Annotated in this window: 1 protein-coding gene and 2 pseudogenes; 1 reads left to right on the plus strand and 2 read right to left on the minus strand. The window is 55.2% G+C overall.

Annotated features, from left to right (window positions below; genetic code table 11):
* Positions 1 to 97 precede the first annotated feature (97 nt).
* Both ACNKID_RS09010 and ACNKID_RS09015 read right to left on the minus strand, forming a co-directional pair.
* Positions 98 to 457: pseudogene (locus ACNKID_RS09010) on the minus strand (group I truncated hemoglobin); the annotation flags it as partial.
* A gap of 367 nt (positions 458 to 824) precedes the next feature.
* Positions 825 to 974: a hypothetical protein gene (locus tag ACNKID_RS09015; protein WP_417913102.1), complete on the minus strand. Its 150-nt coding sequence runs from the start codon at positions 972 to 974 to the stop codon at positions 825 to 827.
* A gap of 394 nt (positions 975 to 1,368) precedes the next feature.
* Between ACNKID_RS09015 and ACNKID_RS09020 the strand changes: the two are divergent.
* A pseudogene (locus ACNKID_RS09020) lies at positions 1,369 to 1,769 on the plus strand (S-methyl-5-thioribose-1-phosphate isomerase); the annotation flags it as partial.

Here is a 1,769-nt window from a genome sequence, read left to right on the forward strand (position 1 = left end):
ACTTATGCAAGAGGTCTACTAAGGTGGGAATAAAATGACACGCAAAGCACCAAGCTGGCCGTGCGGCCAGCCTGATGCTGCGGCGAGGGGAAAGGGTTTACTTGTTCAGCACATCCTTCCGCACGCTGTTGGCGACATCAGCGGCCTTCTGAATCAGTTCAGGCTTCACGCCCAGCTCTTTCAGTGCCGCGCCAAGGTGCTCAAGGATGACATCAAAATGCGTGTCGTTCAGCCCGCGCTGCACCAGATGGGCATGGGCGGCGCGCAGGTCGCGGCCAGCATAATTGTTCGGCCCGCCAAAGGCGAAGGTGAGGAAGCCCTTCTGCATTCCGCGCTGGCGGTTCATGTCCACGCCTTTGAAAAAGCCGTTGACCCGGTCGTCGGCCAGCACTTTTTTGTAGAACAGATCAACAGCGGCATCAACAGCCTTCTCGCCGCCCAGCTGCTCGTAGAGCGACGGCTCGGCAGGTTTGGCGGCCTCCGCCTTGCTCTCTGCGGCGGCAGGAGCAGCGGCTTTGTCGGCAGCAAAGGCGTTGTGGCCGCCGACAAGGGTCAGAAAAGCGGCGGCAGAAGCGAGCAGAATAGTTTTCTTCATGAAAAAAGCTCCATTATATTCGTTGTTATGAATCGCGGCGGAAGAAATGCCGCCGCCTGTGAGAAATACTATACCTGAAGAGCATACGCCTTTCCTTGACATAGGTCAAGAAACGGAAAAAGATTGTGTGCTGCGGACAGAAGGAAGAACAGCAGGAAACAGAAAAACAAAAGCGGCTGTTCCTCGCAGGAGGAACAACCGCTTTGCTCTCAGAGAGATAAATACGGAATTACTTGCCGGTTGCGCCGGTAACACCAGTTGCGCCGGTAACACCAGTTGCGCCGGTTGCGCCAGTGGGGGCGGGATCAGTAGCGAAAACAACATTGCTTGCTGCAACAACGAACAGAGCAGCTGCAAACAGCGCCAATACCTTGTTCATGATCAATGCTCCTTGCGGGGATTTTTCCCCTATAACTTTTAGTTATAAAAGGGTCAGCGGCGAGATGCCGTGACGCATCTTGCGTCAGCAAAAACTTGCTGAGGGAAAGCGATATTCTTTCTTAAAAAGAAGAATATTATTCTTAAACGAGAAGAAAAGCAAGAGGTTTTTTCTTCTTTTTTCTCCTCAGCAGGCTTTTTTTTCTAACCGTGCTTGCCACCTTAGTTTTTTGCTCTTTCAGCAAGATACGAAGCTGGGGCAGCAGACTCAAGGAGGAGGCTGAAAAGCACAAGCGAAGCGAAGGGAAATATGGTTGACTATGCGCATGCAGGCTTGCATGTTGAGAAGCGGACGAAAAAAACAACAGATTGATTTGACATCCTTTCTTTAACCTATGAACATCAACGGACAACCTTGGCGCACCATCTGGCTGGAACCCGACCAGCGCAGCGTCGGCATTATTGACCAGACCAAGCTGCCGCATCAGTTTGCAACCGTCCGCCTGCGCACAGCAGAGGACGCGGCCCATGCCATCCGGGCCATGCTGGTGCGCGGCGCACCACTGATCGGCGCGGCGGCGGCTTGGGGCGTGTTCCTTGGTCTGCTGGAGGACAGCTCTGATGCCGGGCTGGACGCAATCTGCGCACGGCTGCTGCGGGCGCGGCCCACAGCCGTGAATCTGCGCTGGGCGGTCGAGCGGATGCGGACCTCGCTGGTCAAGCTGCTGCCTGATGTGCGCATTGACGCAGCCCGCAGCGAGGCGGCGGCCATCTGCGAGGAGGACGTGCGGACAAA

This window comes from Candidatus Electronema sp. TJ, from assembly GCF_048287355.1.
Lineage (GTDB): Bacteria > Desulfobacterota > Desulfobulbia > Desulfobulbales > Desulfobulbaceae > Electronema.